Origin of the sequence: Cohnella candidum (assembly GCF_003713065.1) — a bacterium.
GTDB lineage: Bacteria > Bacillota > Bacilli > Paenibacillales > Paenibacillaceae > Cohnella > Cohnella candidum.
Genome location: NZ_CP033433.1, coordinates 2108269 through 2126061 on the forward strand (window position 1 = coordinate 2108269; position 17793 = coordinate 2126061).

Annotated in this window: 19 protein-coding genes; 3 read left to right on the forward strand and 16 right to left on the reverse strand. The window is 58.4% G+C overall.

Features of this window, described 5'->3' with window-relative positions; all coding sequences use genetic code 11:
• Positions 1-19: 19 nt before the first annotated feature.
• The 4 genes from glgD to EAV92_RS10080 form a co-directional block, all read right to left on the reverse strand.
• The gene (gene glgD, locus EAV92_RS10065; RefSeq protein WP_206424300.1) at positions 20-1135 is read right to left on the reverse strand and encodes a glucose-1-phosphate adenylyltransferase subunit GlgD; all 1116 of its coding nucleotides are present in this window, start codon (positions 1133-1135) and stop codon (positions 20-22) included.
• On the reverse strand, positions 1132-2298 hold the full coding sequence (locus EAV92_RS10070; RefSeq protein ID WP_123040959.1) for a glucose-1-phosphate adenylyltransferase: 1167 nt from the start codon (positions 2296-2298) through the stop codon (positions 1132-1134). The genes glgD and EAV92_RS10070 overlap by 4 nt, the downstream gene beginning before the upstream one ends.
• A gap of 5 nt (positions 2299-2303) precedes the next feature.
• Entirely contained in the window at positions 2304-4253 is a 1950-nt protein-coding gene (glgB, locus tag EAV92_RS10075; protein WP_123040960.1) for a 1,4-alpha-glucan branching protein GlgB, read from the reverse strand.
• Between the two features lie 275 nt (positions 4254-4528).
• Positions 4529-4768, reverse strand: a complete 240-nt coding sequence (locus EAV92_RS10080; protein ID WP_123040961.1) for a DUF3892 domain-containing protein — start codon at positions 4766-4768, stop codon at positions 4529-4531.
• 170 nt (positions 4769-4938) lie between these two features.
• Between EAV92_RS10080 and EAV92_RS10085 the strand changes: the two genes are divergently transcribed.
• Positions 4939-5277 (forward strand): LytTR family transcriptional regulator DNA-binding domain-containing protein, encoded by a 339-nt coding sequence (locus tag EAV92_RS10085; protein WP_123043672.1) that lies wholly within the window; start codon positions 4939-4941, stop codon positions 5275-5277.
• A 60-nt stretch (positions 5278-5337) separates the two neighbouring features.
• Here EAV92_RS10085 and EAV92_RS10090 read toward each other — a convergent pair whose 3' ends face one another.
• The 6 genes from EAV92_RS10090 to EAV92_RS10115 all read right to left on the reverse strand — a co-directional run bounded on the left by EAV92_RS10090 (position 5338) and on the right by EAV92_RS10115 (position 9848).
• Positions 5338-6150 (reverse strand): pyruvate, water dikinase regulatory protein, encoded by an 813-nt coding sequence (locus EAV92_RS10090; RefSeq protein ID WP_123040962.1) that lies wholly within the window; start codon positions 6148-6150, stop codon positions 5338-5340.
• 20 nt (positions 6151-6170) lie between these two features.
• Positions 6171-6839, reverse strand: coding sequence for a helix-turn-helix transcriptional regulator (locus tag EAV92_RS10095; protein WP_241158497.1), 669 nt, complete (start codon positions 6837-6839; stop codon positions 6171-6173).
• A 40-nt stretch (positions 6840-6879) separates the two neighbouring features.
• Positions 6880-7524, reverse strand: coding sequence for a fructose-6-phosphate aldolase (gene fsa / locus EAV92_RS10100; RefSeq protein ID WP_123040963.1), 645 nt, complete (start codon positions 7522-7524; stop codon positions 6880-6882).
• Between the two features lie 108 nt (positions 7525-7632).
• The gene (glpX, locus tag EAV92_RS10105; RefSeq protein WP_123040964.1) at positions 7633-8634 is read right to left on the reverse strand and encodes a class II fructose-bisphosphatase; all 1002 of its coding nucleotides are present in this window, start codon (positions 8632-8634) and stop codon (positions 7633-7635) included.
• A 397-nt stretch (positions 8635-9031) separates the two neighbouring features.
• The gene (locus tag EAV92_RS10110) at positions 9032-9223 is read right to left on the reverse strand and encodes a hypothetical protein (RefSeq protein WP_123040965.1); all 192 of its coding nucleotides are present in this window, start codon (positions 9221-9223) and stop codon (positions 9032-9034) included.
• 43 nt (positions 9224-9266) lie between these two features.
• The gene (locus EAV92_RS10115) at positions 9267-9848 is read right to left on the reverse strand and encodes an NADPH-dependent FMN reductase (protein WP_206424301.1); all 582 of its coding nucleotides are present in this window, start codon (positions 9846-9848) and stop codon (positions 9267-9269) included.
• Positions 9849-10069: 221 nt separating this feature from the next.
• Between EAV92_RS10115 and EAV92_RS10120 the strand changes: the two genes are divergently transcribed.
• Positions 10070-10594: a C40 family peptidase gene (locus tag EAV92_RS10120; RefSeq protein WP_241158498.1), complete on the forward strand. Its 525-nt coding sequence runs from the start codon at positions 10070-10072 to the stop codon at positions 10592-10594.
• A 67-nt stretch (positions 10595-10661) separates the two neighbouring features.
• Here EAV92_RS10120 and EAV92_RS10125 read toward each other — a convergent pair whose 3' ends face one another.
• The 6 genes from EAV92_RS10125 to EAV92_RS10150 all read right to left on the reverse strand — a co-directional run bounded on the left by EAV92_RS10125 (position 10662) and on the right by EAV92_RS10150 (position 16739).
• A complete protein-coding gene (locus EAV92_RS10125; RefSeq protein ID WP_123040968.1) occupies positions 10662-11513 on the reverse strand; it encodes a pirin family protein in 852 nt (283 codons plus the stop codon).
• 111 nt (positions 11514-11624) lie between these two features.
• On the reverse strand, positions 11625-12185 hold the full coding sequence (locus EAV92_RS10130; RefSeq protein ID WP_123040969.1) for an NADPH-dependent FMN reductase: 561 nt from the start codon (positions 12183-12185) through the stop codon (positions 11625-11627).
• 111 nt (positions 12186-12296) lie between these two features.
• Complete coding sequence (locus EAV92_RS10135) at positions 12297-13874, reverse strand: DUF2339 domain-containing protein (protein WP_123040970.1); 1578 nt, start codon at positions 13872-13874, stop codon at positions 12297-12299.
• Positions 13864-14577, reverse strand: a complete 714-nt coding sequence (locus EAV92_RS10140; protein WP_164472715.1) for a YwaF family protein — start codon at positions 14575-14577, stop codon at positions 13864-13866. The genes EAV92_RS10135 and EAV92_RS10140 overlap by 11 nt, the downstream gene beginning before the upstream one ends.
• Positions 14578-14683: 106 nt before the next feature.
• On the reverse strand, positions 14684-15376 hold the full coding sequence (locus EAV92_RS10145; RefSeq protein ID WP_123040972.1) for a response regulator transcription factor: 693 nt from the start codon (positions 15374-15376) through the stop codon (positions 14684-14686).
• Positions 15363-16739 carry an ATP-binding protein gene (locus EAV92_RS10150; RefSeq protein WP_164472716.1) on the reverse strand — a complete coding sequence of 459 codons (1377 nt, stop codon included), beginning with the start codon at positions 16737-16739 and terminating at the stop codon, positions 15363-15365. The genes EAV92_RS10145 and EAV92_RS10150 overlap by 14 nt, the downstream gene beginning before the upstream one ends.
• A 119-nt stretch (positions 16740-16858) precedes the next feature.
• Here EAV92_RS10150 and EAV92_RS10155 point away from each other — a divergent pair, with 119 nt between their 5' ends.
• Entirely contained in the window at positions 16859-17773 is a 915-nt protein-coding gene (locus EAV92_RS10155) for an MBL fold metallo-hydrolase (RefSeq protein ID WP_123040974.1), read from the forward strand.
• The last annotated feature ends 20 nt before the right edge of the window (positions 17774-17793 follow it).

Consider the following 17793-nt stretch of genomic DNA (forward strand, 5'->3'; position numbering starts at 1 on the left):
ACCCCCGCGAACCGGTCGTTTAGATGACCTTTCTCTTGACGGCCAGGAACGGGAGATCCTCGGCGCCGCGAAGCTGCTGCAGCGGCCGGATTTCCACTTCCTTATCCAAAATGCAGTTTTCCAGCGAGCCGTTTTCCCCCACGATGCCGTTCTGCATCACGATGCTGTTACGCACGACGGCCCCTTTGTGGACTTTCACGCCTCGGAACAGGATGCTGTTGTAAACCGTCCCTTCGATGTCGCAGCCGTTCGCGACCAAGGAATGGCTGACGTTCGCGCTGCGATGATAGCGGGTCGGCGGTTCGTCTTTGACTTTGGTGTAGATCGGTCCGCTGCGGAAAAACAGCTCATGCCAAACATCCGGCCGCAGCAGCTCCATGCTGTGCCGGTAATAGCCCGAAATGTTGTTCACGATGCCCAGCCAGCCCTCATGCAAATACGCGTTGACGGTCAATCGGTCCAAGTTGGACAAGATCGCCTGGCGGACGAAGTGGTCCTGCCCCCGCGCCAAGGACGATTCGACCAGGTCGAGAAGGAGCTCTTTGGAAAGCACGTACATTTCCATCGAGGCGATGTCGCTGGAAAGGCGGCCGTAATGGTCTTGCATGTCCGTGATCCGGCCGGCTTCGTTCACCATTACTTTGCGGGCGAGCCCAGAGAATCCGCCGGGATCCCGCTTGCAGACGACGGTAATGTCCGCCCCGCGCTGCCGATGGTCTTCAAGCACCTGAGCGAAGTCTACGTTGCTGACCATATGGCTCCGGGATACGACGACGTATTCGAACGGACTGCTGCGGGTGAAATAGTCGCGGTGACGGTAAAAATGGTACAGGTCGCCTTTGCCGAAATCGGTTTGGTCCTCCATCGAAGGCGGCAGTACGAAAAGGCCGTTCCCTTTGCGGTGCAGATCCCAATTCGTGCCCGATCCGATATGGTCCATGAGCGACCGGAATTTCGTATGCGCGAACACGGCCACCCGGGGAATGCCGGAATTGACCATGGAAGAGAGCGTAAAATCGATCAGGCGGTACCGGCCGCCGAACGGGACGGTCGCCAGACAGCGGTTCGCCGTCAGCCCGCCCATATCGTCCGTTTCGTGGATCAAGTTGATGACGCCCAGCATCGGTAGATTCATACCGGCTCCGCCTCCCGCAATTTGTTTTCGTCCGTGAGCACTTCCCCGCTTCCAACGACCGCGATGTCCACCGAATCGACGCTTCCGACCTGACACCCGTCGCCGACGACCGCCCTCTCGCCCACGATGGCGCGGATGACCCGAGCCCCCGCTCCGATCGTCGCCCCGGGCATGATGACCGAATCCTCCACGAGGCTGCCTTCTTTGACGGTGACGCCATGGAAAAGCACGGAGCGGTTCACTTCCCCGCTCACCTGGCAGCCCTCGTTGATCAGCGAGCTGTTCACCTTCGCTTCCGGCGCGACGTACTGGGCGGGCTGGTTCGGATTGACGGAGAAAATCCGCCAAGAACGGTCGTTCAAACGAAGATCCGGTTCATCGGCCAGCAGGTCCATATTGGCTTCCCACAAGCTTTCGATCGTGCCTACATCCTTCCAATAACCGTCGAAGCGATAGGAGAACAGACGAGCCTGCTCGCGCAGCATCGTCGGGATGATGTCTTTGCCGAAATCGTTCGAGGAGCCCTTCTCGGCTTCGTCCCGAATCAAGGCATCCCTAAGCACCGGCCAAGAGAAAATATAAACGCCCATGGAAGCCAGGTTGCTGGCGGGTTTCTTCGGTTTCTCCGCGAACTCGGTTACCCGCCCCTCCTCGTCGACGCTCAGGATGCCGAAACGGCTGGCGTCGGCCCAGGGCACCGTAATGACGGCGATCGTGGCGTCGGCCCTGTTCCGCTTATGCGCCTCCAACATGAGGTCGTAATCCATTTTGTAAATGTGATCCCCCGAAATGATCAGGACGTACTCGGGATCGTAGCGCTCGATGAATCCGATATTTTGGTAGATGGCGTTGGCTGTTCCCTTGTACCAGGTGCCGCCTTTGGACCGCACGAACGGCGGCAGCACGTGCATGCCTCCGTCGCGGCGGTCGAGCCCCCAGGGAGTGCCGATGCCGAGATACTGGTTGAGCACGAGCGGCTGGTACTGCGTCAGCACGCCGACCGTCTCGATGCCGGAATGCACGCAATTGCTCAAGGTGAAATCGATGATGCGGTACTTCCCTCCGAAAAAAACCGCCGGCTTCGCCAAATCCTTCGTCAGGACGCCGAGCCTGCGGCCCTCCCCTCCCGCCAACAGCATCGCGATGCACTCGTTGCGCCGCATACCTGTCACTCCTTCCCCATGATAGGTTTAGAAAGCCAATCTATGTTCGCCTGATTCCAATCCGCCGGCGACCATATGAGGATCGCAAGCGAGGGCAAGGGAACTTCGATGCTGTAGGACTGTCCGTGCATGGGCCGATCCGCGGCGACGGCTTCCTGCGGGACGGACATCCCCGCGCCGCCGAAATCCGCTTCGTCGCTGTTCATCAGCAGGCGGTATCGGCCGGGACACGGCACGCCGATCCGATAAGCTCCGTACGGCCGCCTCGAGAAATTGCAGACGGCGACGACGGGCGGATCCGACGCGTCCCCCTTGCGGAGGAAAGAGAGAACGGATTGTTCCGCGTTGTTCACGTCGATCCAGGTAAAGCCTTCCGAAGAGTGGTCGCTGCGCCAGAGGGCCGGCCAATCGGCATAAAGCCGGTTCAATTGCCGGACGTAGCGGTGCATGCTGTCGTGGGCCGGATACTGAAGCAGCATCCAATCGAGGCCGGCGAAATCCTTCCATTCGTCGAATTGGCCGAATTCGCCGCCCATGAACAGCAGCTTTTTGCCGGGGTGGGTGATCCAGTATCCGTACATCAGACGGAGATTCGCGAATTTTTCCGGGTAAGAGCCCGGCATTTTGTGAAGCAGGGAGCGTTTGCCGTGAACGACTTCGTCGTGGGAGAAAGGCAGGACGTAATTTTCCGAGTAGGCATACCACATGGAGAAGGTAATCAGAGAGTGGACGTCGGATCTGCGGTCGGGGTCGGTTTCCATGTAGCGGAGCAGGTCGTTCATCCAGCCCATGTTCCATTTGTAATTGAATCCGAGGCCTCCAAGGTAGGTAGGTGAAGTGACGGCGGGGTAGGAGGAAGAATCTTCGGCGATCATGAGGCTCTCGGGATAATGGCGAAAAACCGTTTCGTTCAATTCGCGGAGAAAGTGAAGAGCTTCCAGGTGTTCGGCCGTGCCGTGCTTGTTGAGGGTTTTCATGCTCTCCGGCTTATCGAAATGCAGGTCGATCATGCTGGCGACCGCATCGACCCGGAGTCCGTCGATATGGTACGCGTCCATCCAGAACAGGGCGTTCGAGATGAGAAAGCTTCGGACTTCGGGTTTGCCGAAATCGAAAGCGAGCGTTCCCCAGAGAGGTTTCTCCGCCCGGCGGTAATCGGAATCCTCGTAAAGGGCGGTGCCGTCGAAGAGGCGAAGGCCGTGATCGTCCTTGCAAAAATGGCCGGGCACCCAATCGAGGATGACGCCGATGCCCTGTTGGTGGCACCGGTCGACGAGCCTCATCAACCCTTCGGGAGGACCGTAGCGGCTTGTCGCGGAATAGTAGCCGGTCGCCTGATACCCCCAGGAACGGTCAAGAGGATGCTCCGTCAAGGGAAGAATCTCGATATGGGTGTAGCCCATCGACGAGACATACTCGACCAGCTCGTGCGCGAGTTGGTCGTAAGTGCGGAATTGCTCGGGGGCGTCCATGCGCCAGGAGGCCAGATGCACCTCGTAAATGAGCATCGGTCTGCCGTACGGCGGGCTGCGGCGTTTGCGGGCCGTCCAATCCCCGTCTTGCCAATCGTAGCCGTCCAGGCGGGCCACCACGGACCCGGTATTCGGCCTGCGTTCGCTCCGGAAAGCATAGGGATCGGCTTTCAGGCGCCTTTCCCCGTGACCGTCGACCAATTCGAATTTGTACCGTTCGCCTTCGTAGATCCCCGGGACGAACAATGCCCAAACCCCCGTCGTGCCGATCATGGCCATCCGGTGGTCCGAGCCGTTCCAGCCGTTGAAGTCGCCGACGACGGATACGGCGCGGGCGCGGGGCGCCCAAACCGCAAAACGTACTCCTTCCCTGCCGTCCGATTCCGCAGGATGCGCCCCCAACGTGCGGTAGGCCCGAAACAGCTGCCCCGTGTTGAACAGATACAGATCGTCGATTGAAATGCCGGAAGGTGGGGCGGACAAGGGAAGTCACCTCCTGTCGTTCAGTGTCGAATGAAGGAAGAACAAGGCGGCGATTCGCGAGAAATGTCAATTGATTGTAATGATATCTAACAATTGACATTAAACTTACACCCATTATAGCCAATCCTTTGAAAAAGTTCATCCTTAATTCTAATATATTGGGCGGAAAATCAAAAAATTTCAGTTCACGGAAATGCCTTATAAATAGAAAAAAACCGCCCGCTTTTTTCAAGCGTCGGCGGTTTTCCGGCAAGAACGGCAGTGCTCCTCCTGCGTCAGAACGGCGGGAGGTTGTCCAGGTTGTTGTCCTTCCGGCCGTCCGGATCGGAACGAAGGTGCTCGTCTCCATCCCGGCCCCTGAAGACGTTCACGTTCGCGATTTGGTTGTTTTTAGCCATTTGCTGGGCGGTTTTGTAATCGACCTCTTGCCCGGACGACAACTTGAGCTCGACGATGTCTCCATCGCCGTTTTTACGCACCGCGACGACTTGCGGCGGCTGGTTCGCGTTATCCATGACGGAACACCTCCGCGCTTAGGTTGCCGCAAGTCAGCTGAAACGATGCATTACGCTTTTTGGAGATTTTTCTAAAATATTTTGTACAAATCCATCCCAAGAACCAAAAATTGTGCTATACTGTAAGCGCTACCAAAACAACATCTTTTCCGAAGGGGGATTTGATGGACATGAACGGAGCGCTGCAGGACAAGAACGTATACGAGGATTTCGAACCGAGAAAGGACACGCTGTTTTTCAAGGTGGATTCCTCGCACGATCTGGTCAGCTTTCACGGCCGAAACTACAATATTAAAAAGAGACTTTCGCCCGATGAGAGAAAACGCCTGATGTCGGATGCCGCATTCTTTCGCCTGGATTCCAACTGTTACGTTAACGCAGGCAAAATCATCCGCATGGAGAACGACGCCATCATTTTCGACGATACGAGCAAACGGATTCCCTGCTCCAGACGGAAACAGCAGATGATCATGAATTTGCTGTCGACTTCCGCCAAATCGTCCGGGTAAAACGAAAAGAGCGCACCGGCGCTCTTTTTTCTTTTTATGTAGGAGGAAAGGATGGCGGTTTCAAGGCGTCATGAATTCCAAAATCAACCCCGCGGTTTCCTCGATCGCCCTCTCCGTGACGTCGATGACCGGACAATGGAGCCGCTTCATGATTTCGTCCGCGAAACGAAGTTCTTCCGAAATTCTCTCCAACGAAGCATAATTCGCCTGGCTGGGCAGCCCGAGCGATTTGAGCCGCTCCGCGCGGACTTTCAGCAGCCGCTCCGGCGTCATCGTCAAACCGACGATCAAGCGCTTGGATGCCGGTTTGAACAGTTCCTCGGGCGGTTTGACCTCGATCGTCAGCGGATAGTTCGCGGTTTTGATGCCTCTGGACGCGAGGTAAATGCAGACCGGCGTTTTCGATGTCCGGGAGACGCCGACCAGGACGACTTGCGCCTCCAGGAACCCTCTGGCGTCTTTGCCGTCGTCGTATTTGACCGCGAACTCGACCGCTTCGATTTTGCGGAAATACGACTCGTCCATCTCGTGCAGCAAACCGGGCTGGTATTTGGGCGCGTCGTTAAACGTGTCGATGAACGCCTGCATCATCGGCCCCATCACGTCGACGGAGCGAACGCCCGCACGGATCGATTCCTCGCGCATCGTATCCCTCAGCTCAGGCTGTACAAGCGTGTAAGCGATGAATCCGCCTTCCCTGGCCGCCTCGCGAATAATTGCCTTGACTTCCTCTTCATCCTTGATGTTGCCGTACCTTTTAATGATGACCTGCTCCGCCGCGAATTGGCGGGCGGTCGCTTTGGCTACGGCTTCCGCCGTTTCCCCGACGGCGTCCGAGCACACGAAAATCTTTTTCGGCCGAACTTCCGGCATTCCCTCTCCCCCTGCCCCGGCTACATTTCGGACGACAGGTCCACGAGCACCTGCGTCATGCTTGTTTTCGTAATGCGGCCGACGATTTCCAGCCGGCTGCGGTCGTCGGATCCTTCCGCCGGTTTCACGACCGGCAGACCGCCGACCTGATGCTCCAGCATTTTTTTCGAGGCTTCCCACAACGTGTCTTCCGGTCCCACCGTCACGATTCTGGGCAGCCGGGTCATCACCATGTTGATCGGAATCCCGGCCGCGCCGGGATTCCCGAGCGTGACCTTCAGCAGATCCTTCAGCGATACGATGCCGGACAGCAACCCTTGGGCGTCGGTAACGGCGAGCATTCCCGTGTTTTCCATAAACAAGGTAATGACGGCGTCATTCACCGTCGCTTGCTCCGAAATGACGATGGGCCGGCTCATCCGGTCTTTCACCTTGAGGTGGACCAGCATGTCCTTGAGTTTGCCGTCGGCCGTCTGGGTTTTCCCCAGAAAATAGCCGACTTTCGGTTTGGCGTCAAGATGGCCGAGCATGATCAGCACCGACAGGTCCGATCGAATGGTGGGCCGGCTGACCCCGAGCGTTTCGGCGATTTGTTCTCCGGTCACCGGCGCGTGTTTCTGCACGATGTCCACGATCTCGAGCTGTCTAGGCGTCAGTTCGATAAAAGGCTCCTCCTCTCCTCCGGGCACGGCAAAGCCGCTTCGGATCGAAGCGGCTGCCGCTGCATCCTTATTTCGGGACTTTCTCCCAGTCCTTCAGGAATCGTTCGATGCCCACGTCGGTCAGCGGGTGTTTCCAAAGCGACGGAAGGAGCGAGCCCGGGATGGTGGCGATATGCGCGCCGGCCAGGGCCGCCGCTTCGAGATGCCCCAGCGTCCGGATGCTGGCCGCAATGATCTGCGCGGGCAGATCGTGAAAATCCAGCACCTCGCGGAGCTCGCGGACCAGCTTCATCCCGTCCACTCCGATGTCGTCCAGACGTCCGACGAATGGGCTGACGTACGTCGCGCCCGCTTTTGCCGCCATCAGTCCCTGCGCCACGCTGAAAATCAGCGTAACGTTGGTCTTGATTCCTTCTTTGGATAGCTGGTGCGTCGCTTCCAGACCCGCTTCCGTCATCGGCAGCTTGATGACGACGTTGGGCGCCCACTGAGCGATTTCGTGCGCTTCCTTCAGCATGCCGTCGACGTCAAGCGCGACGACTTCGGCGCTGACCGGCCCGCTGACGATGGAAGTGATCTCCTTGATCACGTCCTTGAACACGCGGCCTTCCTTGGCGATCAGCGACGGGTTCGTCGTGACGCCGTCCACGAGCCCGAGTTTGACGATGCGTTTGATTTCTTCGACGTTGCCGGTATCCAAATAGAACTTCAAGGTCTCTCATCCTTTCGATCCTGGCTGGAATTGTCCGATGGCCATTATTGTAGCACATTTCCGTTTATGACACCATTTTTGCGTTTCGACAGGTTAGTTTCCCATAATTCAAGCCTGTTTAATCGCGGCCGTTTCGCTGTGCCGAAGCGAATGAAAATAGGGCTTGCCCGGCAAATAATGAATCGTCCGGACGAAACGGATCGTGCGCGTCTTGGCCCTCATGACGATCGAATGGGTTTCGGCCCGCTGGTCGGGCATGTACCGGACGCCGCCCAGAAATTCACCCGGCGTGACGCCCGTCGCGGCGAAAATAACGTCTCCCGTGCCGATCAGGTCGGTCATCGTCAGCAAACGGTACGGATCCGAGATGCCGAGTTCGACGCAGCGCCGGTATTCCGTGCCGTCCGCCGGCATCAGCCTTCCCTGCAGCTCGCCGCCCAGGCATTGCAGCGCAGCTGCCGCAAGCACGCCTTCCGGCGCGCCTCCGGAACCTACGTATAAATCGATGCCCGTTTCCGGAAACGCGGGCGCCATCGCGCCGGCCACGTCGCCGTCGCTCAGGAATTTGATCCGCACGCCGACCCTGCGCAGCGTTCTTACGATGGCCTCGTGGCGCGGCCGATCCAGCAACATGACGGTCAAATCCGACACCGCTTTGCCGAGCACTTCGGCTGCCGTGGACAGCGTCGTTTCCAGCGAGTCCGTCAGCCTGACTTTACCCGCGAGCTGCGGGCCGACGGCCAGCTTCTCCATATACATGTCCGGCGCGTGCAGCAGCTGGCCTTTGCCCGCCACCGCGATGACGGACATCGCGTTGTTCAGTCCCTTGGCGACGATGTTCGTGCCTTCAAGAGGATCCACCGCGACGTCGACCTCCGGCCCGATGCCGCTGCCGACCTCTTCCCCGATGTACAGCATCGGGGCCTCGTCCATCTCTCCTTCGCCGATGACGACCGTTCCGCGTACGGACACCGTATCGAACATCGCCCGCATCGCATCGGTCGCCGCGCCGTCCGCACCGATCTTTTCGCCCCTGCCCATCCACGGCGCCGAGGCCAATGCCGCAAGCTCGGTCACGCGTACGATTTCCAGCGCCAATTCTCTCTCCATGCCGGTTACCTCCACGGGATCGCTCCGGATCCCCTTTTTGTATATTGTATAACATATAAATATATATGACACAATATATAATTTGGATTTTCATTAAGACGACATAAAAAAGAAGCGCCGGTTGGCGCTCCTGCTGGTGGTAGGGGTCTATGAATGGGCGAACATACGGTAACACGCTTTTTGCTTATTAAATAGGGCAAACCGGGCAGGACGCCGACTATAACACGTATTTTGCGTATTAAATCAACCGAACCGAGCCGTGCGCCAATTTTACACGGGTTTTGCGTATTAAACAGCGAACCTTGACCGTTCACACCCGGCTAATTCGCCAGTTCAAGCTCATGCACATCCGAGATACTCGGGTTTTCCGGATATCGCGCTGCGGCGCACAAATCCCTTAAGGCTTCATATACTCCCGAGCTTGGGTCAGCGCTTCGATCAGTTGGTCCAACTCCGCCAGACTTTCGATTTCGACCGTGACGTAACGCGGACGGTAGCCGCTGCTTGCGGCTTCGATCTGCACGGTTTTCTTATTCGGATCCGCATGAATGTCCAGGGTTTCGGTCGAAAATAAGTTCCGGTATGCCAAATGAGTGCCCTCCCGCAAATACGCGAATGTTTCCCACATTTTACTAAACGGTCGCGGGCCCGTCCATACCGTTATTCGGGATGGCCTGCGTCAGCGCTTGAACCAGGCTGCGCATTGAGGACAAGACATTCGAGTCCGTCACGCCGCCATCCGGCCCGCTCATCCTGCCGATAAACGGAACGGCAAGCGATGCTTCGTCAGGGATCGTCGCGCTCATCATTTTCAAAGTGACGATCAATGATTGCAGTGCCGTTGCGCCGCCATCCGGATGCGGAGATGCGCTTATGACCGCCGTCGGCAAGTTCATGAACTCGCCCGTAGAGACGACCCAATCCAACGCGTTTTTGAGCGATCCGGGCACTCCCCGGGCATACTCCGGCGTACAGATCACGATGGCATTCGCTGCCCGCAGCTCCTCCCTCCATTCGCGAACGGTCTCATGCGCTTGGGATTCGTCATCATTTAAGTCGGGACTGAAATGAGGCAAAGAACCAAGCCCTTGATAAATTCGGAACTCCGTGCCGGCGGGCAACATGGCTCCGATGGTCGAAAGCAACCGAGTATTGGACGATTGTTTTCGAAGACTTCCGGACAGGCCTAAAATGACATGGCTTTGTTGATCCAAATTGTTCGCCTCCGTCTCCATTCGATCTCTACCAGTGTAAACCGTAACATTAGTGTCACAGTCAACTCCGGATTAACGAATTCTCATTCTTTTCTCATACAAGCCGCCGGCCCCCTCCCTTCTTGCGATCTCCCTCTAAGTGGAAAAGTTTAGGCGGTTTTACATCTGTTATAGTTGGGGAAAAATACCGTTTGCGTATGAACGTTGGAGGGATTTCACTCGTGACCGCTTTCTCGACGCTCCTTCGCCCCGTGATCCGCGCCGGTCTTCTGGCCTCCGTCGGCCTCGCCGCTTTCGGTTTCGGACATGCCGACCGAGCGGATGCCGCCGCCGTGCGCATCATCAAATTGTCTGCCGTAGCCGAAACCTTAAACCCGGGCGAGCAAGTCATCGCCTCAGGCAACCGGTATCTCGGCGTCCCTTATCGCTTCGGAGCGCCGTCCGGCATTACGTCGGCATTCGATTGCTCGTCCTTCACCCAGTTTTTGTACAAGCAAATCGGCATCACCTTGCCGCGCACGACGACGGAACAAGCCTCCCTGGGCATTCCCATCACCAAACAGAACCTGAAGATCGGCGACCTCGTCTTCTTCAAGGATCCCGGACGCGCCCAAAGCATCGGCCACGTCGCCGTGTACGCCGGGGACAACAAAATCCTGCACAGCGCCACCGGCGGCGTCAAATATTCCGACCTCGATTCCTCCTATTACGTGAAATATTACGTCACCGCGAGACGTGTACTGTAATCGCAGCGGTACATACGAAAGAAGAGACCGGCTCCCCGGTCTCTTCTTTCGTTTCGTGCGCCCACAGTCACTCAGCCGGTGGTCCGAACTTACCCGCCTGATAGTCGCGGTACGCCTGCTGCACTTCGTCCATCGTGTTCATGACGAAAGGACCGTAGGCCACGACCGGCTCCCGGATCGGTGCCCCCGAATACACGAGCAATTTGGAACGCCCGACCGCCCTCATAACCAACACGCTCGGCTCGTCTTCTTTTCCGTTCTCTTCGTAAGTCAGAAGCGCCGTCGTCTTTGCGGGCAGCCTCGTCCGTTCGCTGCCGGCTTCGATCTCTCCCGTTAACACATATAGGAAAGCATTATGGTTTGCGGGCAGCGAATGGACGTATTCCGTTCCCGCCGGCAAGCTGATTTCCGTCAGCGTAATCGGGACCAAGCTATTCAAGGGTCCTTTGACGCCGGCCGTTTCGCCGGCATACACCTTGACTTTGGCTCCGCTTTCAGTGACGACCGGCACGTCCTCCGACAGAACGTCCTGGTAAGCGACCGGCGTGTTTTTCAGCGCTTTGGGAAGGTTCAACCACAGCTGAAGCGAGTGGACGATGTCGTCTCCCACCGCCTCCTCCGCATGCCGGGCGCCGCTTCCCGCGTTCATGTACTGGAGATCCCCCGCCCCCAAAATCGAGCGTCCTCCCGCATTGTCGACATGCTCCAGCCGGCCGTCGATCACGTACGTGATCGTCTGGAAGCCGCGGTGCGGATGGTCGGAGAACGTTCCCCATTTGAACCAATCCTCCGCCATCATCAGGAACGGATCGTATTCGAGCATGCGGTCCGGAGGCAGCACGAAAGCCTGCTGCACATGAGGGGATCCTCTCTCGTTAAACCGTACGGCCCATTGGTCTTTGATCTCTCTGCGAAACATAAGGGTCCCTCCTTCTATGTAGAACAATTATACTTCTTTTACTTTAAAAAAGTAAGTATATAAAGAAAACCCCGAAGGCCGTCAGCCTTCAGGGTCGTTACACGCCCACGATCAAGCGTTTCGCAACGGTTTGAGCGCCCCGCTCCAAGCGACAACCTGGTCGAGCATCCCGTTCACGGACGAAACGTGGCGTTCGTCCGGCTTGAACACGCTGAAGTTTTCGAAGTCGGTGAACAACGACAGTCCGACTTGGGCGCGGACGTCCGCAATCTGCAGCTCGCCCATGATCAGCCGGAGATTTTCGATCGCCCGGGACCCGCCGGCGCTTCCGTAGCCGACGAAACCGGCCGCTTTGTTGTTCCACTCCGCATAGATGAAGTCGAGGGCGTTTTTGAGAGCTCCCGAAGTCGCATGGTTATACTCCGGCGTCACGAACACATATCCGTCGAACGACGCGATTTTCTCCGCCCACCGTTTCGTATGGTCCTTGGAGTATTGGCCCATGGACGGGGGAACGGGCTCGTCCAGCAACGGCAGGTTGTACTCGGCAATGTCCACGAGTTCATACTCGGCGTCTCCGCGTTTGGCCGCGATCTCGTGCACCCACTTGGCGACGGCTTCCCCGTTGCGTCCGGGGCGCGTGCTGCCGATGATGATGGCGATTCGAAGCATTCGGATTCCTCCTCGGGAATGGAAGTTCCCGCCCTTCCGTGAAGGGCGGACATCCATAAGTATTACCACCCGGGGAACGGATTCTACCATTCCGCCAAAGCCTCGCACGGATTAAGAGCCGACCGCTTCTTTGTCCGCCTTCCATTTTCCGTTGATCCACGTGGCCAAGAAAGAGATTCCGCCGAGCACGAGCAGCACCAACGCTTTATAGAGGGTCTGCTCCCCGCTCAGATCCAAGAATACGGCCTTGCAGGCAACCAGAACGAGAACGGCGGAGCCGAATAAGCGGAACAGCTTCTGCCTGCGGTAAGCGCCCCAAAGGAACAGCAGCAGCGCGTAAATCCCCCATACGACGGACAGCGTTAAGCTTAAACCAAGCGGGAAGTGAACCTTCGGGTATTCGTCGAACACGTTCATGATTTGCAAGGTCAGCAATCCGCCGACGATCAAGTGGGACAGCAATGCCGTCACGTGGGACAAGTAATCTTCCATCGATTTCGCCAACCCCGGGATGACCCCGGTGACCGAGAGATAGAAGCCGATACCCGCGAGCAGCATCCAAGCCGCGGCTCCCGTATTCAAAAACGGAAGGTAAACCCCGAACCACTCGCCGCGAGGCGTATCCCACGTCACGATGTACCAGTACAAGCCGACGATGAACCAGATCGGCACGGCGGCCAGCGTATACCCGACTTTGCCCGTCTTCCTTCCTGCAACCAGCAGCAATACGGTCAAGCCGCCCCAGACGAACACGTTCACGAGAGGTTTCGCCGCCATTCCGCTGCCGACTTGGCACAACGCGAGCAGAAGCAGCAGTGCTCCTAGAGAGGCCGGGACGACGGAGGCCAATCCCGTCTTTCCGGTGATGCGGAACGTGAACAGCCCGGCGGCCAAATAAACGATGCCCATAAACCCGAGAATGTAAGCGAAATGCAGGTCGCCTTCCAAAATCAACAGCGCCCAAAATCCGAACAACACGCCGTTGGCCAATCCGAGATACAAATTCCAGCCGTCGAAGCAGCGGTCGTTTTTCCAAGAAGCCGCGAGCAGGCCGACGAGATAGAAGACGAATGCGGCAAGCGCGTACCGGATCGGCATGCTCCACAAGCCTTCCATCGGCGGATCAAAGTGGATGAAATAGACGGCGTACAGCAGCCACGAGCCGGCGAAAGGCACGATGCGCAGCTCGCTCCAGCCTTTGGCGATGCTCAGGAAGAAGAATGCCGCGTTCAGCACGAGCAGATAGAGGAACAGCTGGAATACTTGGTCGGTCTCCGGCTGCATGAGCAGCGGGGACAACAGCCCTCCCGCCAGCGAAATGTTCATGAGCAGCCGGGAGTCGAAACGGTAGGCATACGCGGTCAAAGCCGCCGTCACCGCGATCATCCCGAGCAGGACGACCGAGGAATCCCACATCGCATAATAGATCCCCGCAAACGAAAACGTCGCGTACAGCAGGCTGGTCCCAAGGCCGATGACGATCTCGCCCGCAGCCGCCTGACGCCTGCGTAAGGCGAGTGCGAGCCCGCCTACGCACATCCCCGCGCCCGCCAGCAAGCCGAAGCCGATTTTCATCGCGTCCGAAATCCAACCCTCGTCGATCGAATATTGGAAGGCCGTAATGAAAGCCAATACGACCAAAGCGGCGCCAAGCAGCGAAGTCCAATGTTTGCTCAGATTAGCGTTCATATCCCGTCGTCTCCTTCCGAATGGTAAAGCGGTTAACGGTTAACTTGACGATTCCGGCGAGCAGGAGGCACAATCCTGCCGCGATGATCTCCAACTGCAGGATATACCAGGGCCAAGGCGCCAGCAGGTCGAGCATGGAGGCCGTGTCCGGCTTGCGAGCCAGGAACATGAAGTTTTCGCCGGCGGCGGCGTTGGCGACGGCTGCCGGAACCGCGAGGACGTTCAGCCACCCCCATGCCCGCAGCGCGGACCGCCAAGTCGGCCTGTATCCTTGAACGGCCGCCAGGTAGACGCCCGACCCGATAATCGCGGCATGCGCGACGAAAAAATGGAAATAACGGAAGTTCGGAAACGTTTCGTCGAGGTTCGGCGTCAGCACCGCCTGCAGAGCCCCGAGAATGCCGAGGAAAAACGAGACTTCGCTTAGTCTGGCATTGCGGGTGAGCAGCGCCGCGACCGAAAGCCACAGCGTCATCGTGCAGAGCTGAAAAGGCAGCGCGTAGAGCCCCCAGTTATCCGTCACGGTGTACCAGGCGTACAAGGAAACCTCGCTTGCGGCGAGCACTCCCGCCAGCCCCCAGCGCACCGCCCGGTCGGCGGACTTGCCGGCCAGCCGGCGGCGGAACCCGAGGATCGCGGCTGCGAAGGCCGCCGTGAAGGCGATAGCCGCCCAGTGGGCGGGTGAAAACGGTTCGAACGTCATGGAACTCATCCCTTTTCCGTTTCGGTTTCGTCGGCGTGATTTCCGGAGATCACACCTTCATTGTAGAAAAAGGGCATAAAAAAAATAGTACCATCTTCGCATGGTACTATCCGTCTTGCCCGGGGTCCTTCGGCTCGAACAAGCCCATCTCCTTCGCTTGATTCGCGGCTTCTTTGGAGCCGGGAAGGTTGAGTTTTTTGAGGACGTGGTTGATATGGTTCTTCACGGTACGGATCGAAACGAACAACCGGTCTGCGATCTGGGACTGCGAATATCCGCGGTCGACCAGCTCCAGGAGCTGCAATTCGGCCGGGGTGATGAGATCCCGCATTTTGCGGACCTCGAATTCCCGCTCCAGCTTCTTCAGCCTGCGGAACTCCTCCCGCATGCGTTCCGCGGCCTCCGGGCTGATCGAAGCCCGCCGGGCATATGCCGAGCGGATTGCCGCAGGCAGCGATTCGTAATCGGCTTTGATTTGATAGTCGATCGCGCCCGCCTGGAAAGACCGGAAAATGAACTCCTTCTCCTCCATCGAGGTCAGCATGATGACCCTGCCGCCGGTTTGCGCAGCCACTTCTTCCGCCAGTTCGATGCCCACTGGAACGCCATGCAGCATGATATCCATCAGCACCACGTCGGCATCGGCGCGGCCCTCGGCCAGCGCGTCCCGGACGGCCGCCGGGTTCTCCGCGCGAAAGACGACGTTCAAATCCGGCTGGCTGCCCAAATAAGCGGACAACCCCCGCAGCCAATCGGGATCGTCCTCGACGATCCACACACGAATGTCAGGAATCCGCATTCCTCCTCTCCGCTAAAGAAACGGCAGCCCGATGGACGCCGACCGCGCGTTTCGGAAGCACGAAGCACACGGTCGTCCCGGCGCCGGGTGCGCTTCTCAGCAGCAGCTCTCCTCCATGTTTGCGCATGACATGGTAAGCGTACGGAAGACCCAGCCCAAAATGGAGCCCCTGTCCCGATTTCGTCGTATGGAACGGCTCCAGCGCCCGGGCCAGCTGTTTTTTGTCCATGCCCCGTCCGGTATCCGAAATTTCGACGCGCCAGTCGCGTTTGGTCTCGAACAGCCGCACGCCGAGTTTTCCTCCGCCCTCCATCGCGTCCGCCGCGTTCGCGACGACGTTCTGGATCGCCTCGCCGACTTGCGCTCCGTCGATCCGGCAGACCCAGCCCTCCGGCACGGATTCGTTCACGACGATCCCCTGCAGCCTCGGCCCGAACGACCGAACGGTGTCCCGGAGCAGAACGCCCAAATCCGTCGCGGACGGCCGGATCGCCAAATCTTCGGTCCGATGGTGCACGCGGGAGATCATTTCCTGGATGTGCCCGGACGCCGCCAGAACGGTCCGGATGTCCTCGAGCAGCTCCGGCTGGTCCGTCGCTTCCGCGTAGGCGCGGATCTTGTCTCCGAACAGCCGCATTTTGCCGACGTCGTTTTTGATCGCGTGATTCAGGATAGCCGTGCCCGAGGTGACCGCTCGCAGCGTGGAATCGATCCGTCTTCTGTCTATGGCAAGCCGCACGCCCAGGAATCCGTAAGTGAACAAGCCGACGAGGAAAATGCCGAAGCCGAGCAGGACCATCAACGTGTTGTAAACGTACATGCGTAAGTACCCGAGGCTCGGCAGCAAGTAGTTCAGCGTCATGAAAAACAATGCGGGCGGCAGCACCGCCAGGCAGACGACGCCGTGCGTCCGGTCGAATCCCCGGTAGGTGGATCGTTTGGTCAGGATGAGCGAGGAGCCCCCAAGCAAATACGGCACTGCCCACCATACGGCGACGCGGAATGAAATCGGAAAGGTTTCGGTGTAACCGGGCGTCAACAGAAGGCAGCCCGCGACAGGTAGAAACAACAGCAAAGGCAGCCATTTGCGCCATTCCCGCGGCATCGGAACGGGGCGGTAAGCCAATGCGAACAACGCGAAAAAATAGGGAACTCCGTAATAGGAAGCCACCGAGGAAGCCGCCTGAACCGCGTAAAGCCCGCTGCTCTCGCTCGGATTGAGCGTGCTGTCCAGCAGCGAGGCCAGGGCGCCGGCTCCCCCGAAAAAACAGACGGCAGCGAGAAGGCGCGAAGCCGGAGAACGCCCGTCCACGAGGAGCAGCAGAACCGCGACGCTCCAAAGCGCGACCAGCACGAACGCCATGCGGCGCACCCCCTTCCATCTTATCTTCATATTATCATTTTCGACAAAACGCTCCATTCCCCCTTCTGCGGGTGGTAGAATATTGCTATGCAGGCCGGAAGGAGCGGAAAAAGTAACGAATGGCGAAAAGATATGTAAACGCGGATGGATCTTCCAATATCAAGTCGTTTGCGCAGTTGCGCCAGTGGCAGAAGGAGCGGCGGGCGAAGAAAAAGGACTTGTCGTTCGCGGTGCCGCGCGTCGAGCCGGATACCGCGCTGCTTGCCCGCAACCGGGAAAAGCCGACCGTGACGTTCATCGGGCACTCGACGTTCCTCGTTCAACTCGGCGGGTTGAACATCGTAACGGACCCCGTATGGGCGTCGAAAATGGGATTCGCGTCGCGGCTGACGCCGCCCGGCGTTCCGATCGAGGCTTTGCCGCCAATCGATGTCGTCATCCTGTCGCACGCGCACTATGACCACCTTCATCTGGACAGCCTGCGCCGCCTTCCCGGGGACTTCGTCTCGCTCGTACCGGAGGGCCTCGGCCGCTGGTTCCGCCGCAAGGGCTTCCGCCGTGTCGAGGAATTCTCCTGGTGGTCCGAGAAAGCCATCGGCGGCGTCACGTTCGGCTTCGTGCCCGCCAAGCATTGGACGAGGCGGACGCCGTGGGATACGAACACGTCGCATTGGGGCGGCTGGGTGATGCGTCATGGCGCGGACTGCCTGTATTTCGCCGGTGACAGCGGCTATGCCGGCCTGTTTCGCGAAATCGGCGAGAAGTACGGCGACATCCGCGTCGCCCTGATTCCGATCGGGGCGTACGAGCCGGAATGGTTCATGCGCGACTCGCACATGTCGCCGGAAGAAGCGGTGCAAACCTTCGCCGACGTGGGGGCCGGCTATTTCGTGCCGATGCATTACGATGCTTTCCGGCTGGCGGACGATACGCCGAAAGAGGCGCTGGACCGACTGCATGCCGAATGGGAAAAGCGCGGACTGTCGCCGGACAAGCTGTGGACGATGAAGCTGGGACAAACGATCGAGTGGTGAACCGCATTTCAAACGAAAAG